2 protein-coding genes, 3 tRNA genes and 2 rRNA genes are annotated in these 3,010 nt (G+C 56.8%); 1 reads left to right on the forward strand and 6 read right to left on the reverse strand.

Features of this window, described 5'->3' with window-relative positions; all coding sequences use genetic code 11:
• From LGN19_RS39390 to LGN19_RS39405, 4 genes are all read right to left on the reverse strand, one after another.
• A partial coding sequence (locus LGN19_RS39390; protein WP_233634994.1) for a GTP-binding protein occupies positions 1-136 on the reverse strand: 136 nt, incomplete at its 3' end.
• 66 nt (positions 137-202) lie between these two features.
• A tRNA-Thr gene (locus LGN19_RS39395) sits at positions 203-277 on the reverse strand.
• 24 nt (positions 278-301) lie between these two features.
• A tRNA-Gly gene (locus tag LGN19_RS39400) sits at positions 302-375 on the reverse strand.
• Positions 376-419: 44 nt separating this feature from the next.
• Positions 420-505, reverse strand: a tRNA-Tyr gene (locus LGN19_RS39405).
• A gap of 1,144 nt (positions 506-1,649) precedes the next feature.
• On the opposite strand from LGN19_RS39405, the gene LGN19_RS39410 reads away from it, so the two are divergent.
• Positions 1,650-2,144: a phytanoyl-CoA dioxygenase family protein gene (locus LGN19_RS39410; protein WP_226220239.1), complete on the forward strand. Its 495-nt coding sequence runs from the start codon at positions 1,650-1,652 to the stop codon at positions 2,142-2,144.
• A gap of 453 nt (positions 2,145-2,597) precedes the next feature.
• Here the strand turns inward: LGN19_RS39410 and rrf are convergent.
• Positions 2,598-2,710 (reverse strand): 5S ribosomal RNA (gene rrf / locus LGN19_RS39415).
• A 186-nt stretch (positions 2,711-2,896) separates the two neighbouring features.
• Positions 2,897-3,010: ribosomal RNA gene (locus LGN19_RS39420) — 23S ribosomal RNA — on the reverse strand; the annotation flags it as partial.

Consider the following 3,010-nt stretch of genomic DNA (forward strand, 5'->3'; position numbering starts at 1 on the left):
CCTTCGCTTCGCCGCCGAACTTCTTCGTCAGAACCGTCGTGATCGCTGCCGTCAGCGTCGTCTTGCCGTGGTCAACGTGACCAATCGTACCAACGTTCACGTGCGGCTTGGTCCGCTCGAATTTACCCTTGGCCATTTTCGACTCCCAAAAGGAATTTCACAGGTTGCGCCGCGCGCAAACAAGACACTGACTTTTTACTGCTGGTGCCCATGGGCAGGATCGAACTGCCGACCTCTCCCTTACCAAGGGAGTGCTCTACCACTGAGCCACATGGGCGCTTAACGCTTCAACTTCGCGGTCTGGAGCGGGTGAAGGGAATCGAACCCTCGTCGTAAGCTTGGAAGGCTTCTGCTCTACCATTGAGCTACACCCGCACGGGCCACAACCGATTCCTTACCGCTCACTGCGCTGATAATCTTGGTGGAGGAGGTTGGATTCGAACCAACGTAGGCGTAAGCCAACAGATTTACAGTCTGCCCCCTTTAGCCACTCGGGCACCCCTCCGTAGAGAACTGACGATTATGGGGGTGCATCGCACATCTGTCAAGCACATCCGGAAGATTATTTTCACTCTCTTCCCGACACCTACTTGACCACCGATCTCCCGCCCTTGCCCGGCTAAGGCAAGCATGGTTGCTACTGATCAGTGCCACATCTTCGTCAGACTCCGCCCTCAACGTCGATCTGCATCTACGCTGAAAACGAAAGACCGCCATCATACGACCTCTTGAGCACTCTGCCAAGCGGGTAGACACAAATTTTTTGCAAATATCGTGCCGGGGGCTCTGCCAACGTTGCTCCCCGTATTCGTAGGGGCTTTAGCACCGCTGCTGGCGGGACACCGGAGCCTCGCGTCGAATGCCCCGGTGCCGCCTCGGAAAAGCGACGCGCGGGCGGGTTTGCGCGCGCCTCCCGGTCGTTGCGCCGGACAGCGAAGCCTTGCTTCCGGTACTGAATCGTTAATGCTGCGGAACGCTCGAGCACGGCAACAAGACAGCGAACTTCGCGGCGTTTGCCCCGCACGCCGCGACCCGACCAGCTGGGAGGCGCTTACGTTCATTGCTTGTCCGCCTTTTTGTCGAGCTTGTCGAGTTTCTCGGAAACCGCTTTGACGGCTCGATTGAAGTTGCCGATTGCCGTTCCGAACGCATCACTCGTCGTATATGTGTGCACTGCAAAAAATCTCGAATGCGCTTTACGATTTCGCCTGGCTCAAAATCGCATCCCCGTACTGTAGAATCGTCCAGTCGTGCTGCCCCTCCGAGCGGCGCCGGGGGTCCGCGAAGACTGCACCCGGTTCACTTAAAGTAGTGCACCCGGCTTCGGCGAGCGCCTCAGTATCCATCAGAAATCCCATCAAAATGCCGCCCGAAGGCGGCGGTTAAAACCATTCGTCGATATTCTGCGAGCAGCCACACCGCCTGGACTTTCAAACTCCTGCGTTATTTCCGAGGAACTGCATGAACTCGATAATCTCAAAAGTCAAAAGAGCCTTTGAACGACGAGCGGCAACCCGGTCAGGCATCATCGACTGGAAAAACGAGCGGACTTACAAGCTTTGGTTTGAAGAACCCGACGCGTTAACGCGAGTTCCAGAAATCGCGGCTCGGTGGGGGCTCAGCGCAGATGAGCGCGATTTGCTGTCTAAATGGGTATCCGCATCTGTTCCGCACTACTCGATCGCGCAGCCGTGCCGCACTTCTCGCTGACCTTTTCAAAGGGAAGCATGCAACTTCTGCATCAGGACACATGCGTCTTCCACACATGGCCGATGAATGCGCTTATCGGCGTGTGGGTTGCGCTCGAAGACATCAAGCCCGGCTCTGGGCCGCTGGTCTATTTCCCGAAATCGCACCGCGAGCCACTTTTCAGCGAGTTCGATAACTACCCGCAGACTCAACGCCGCACATCATCCCCCGAGCAATCAGATCGGTATCAAGAGTACATTGAAGAGGTTGCATCGAAATACGAGCGCAACGAGTTCCTCGCGAAAAAGGGCGAGGTCCTTTTCTGGCATGGGATGCTCGTGCACGGCGGCGCCGATTATGTCGCCCCAGGGAGCACGCGCAAGTCATTCGTGATCCACTACATGCCGGAAGGCGGAAACGTCGCGCACCGCGTTCAAGGGCCCTTCAACTGGTGATCATTTCCAAGGCCCTCCCCGTTCGGCGAGGGCCTTTAACGATCAGGATCCCGGTGGGAATGGCGACGCCTTCGGAAACCGGCGAAGTCGGGCCCCCGGTCGCAGCACTGACAATCGCGTGCGACGACTTTCGATACGCAGCCCAAACCTTCAGAACGGAAACGTTGCTTTCGAGGCAACGAAGTAGCGTTACATCTGACTTCGACGGCAGGCCTTTTGCTCGGTCGCGGTACGTCGTCCGTGCCGCTTTAGCAACATCCGCCTCTGCTGGCTGAGAAAGCGCAGCGCTCAGCGGTGCCGATAGGAGCTGCTCCGCTCCACAAGAGGGAGGTTGATCTCGCCGGTGGCGGTGGTGATCAACGAGTGCAATGCTCTTCCCGATCCCGCACACGCATTTGCGCCGCGCCAATGCAAAAACCCCCGCCTTTCGGGCGGGGGTTCTTGGCTTAGGGAGCCTGACGATTACCTACTTTCACACGGGAATCCGCACTATCATCGGCGTAGAGTCGTTTCACGGTCCTGTTCGGGATGGGAAGGGGTGGGACCGACTCGCTATGGTCATCAGGAAAAAGGGGTTGTTGCGCTGCTTCGCAGCACAACCAATCTTGGAAGAAGCAGTAATTTCGTTGGGTTGTGAGGTTGTATCTCACACATACGCGGTAGTTCAACCGCAGTACGTCGAGTGCCTTGCACTCGACGCTCGATATCCGTAAGCGCTGAAGCGCTAACGGCTATCGAGACAGACTTGTTATAGGATCAAGCCTTACGGGCAATTAGTATCAGTTAGCTGAACGCATTACTGCGCTTACACACCTGACCTATCAACGTCCTGGTCTCGAACGACCCTTCAAGGGGATCTAGTCCCC

The organism is Burkholderia sp. AU30198 (assembly GCF_020419825.1).
Taxonomy (GTDB): domain Bacteria; phylum Pseudomonadota; class Gammaproteobacteria; order Burkholderiales; family Burkholderiaceae; genus Burkholderia.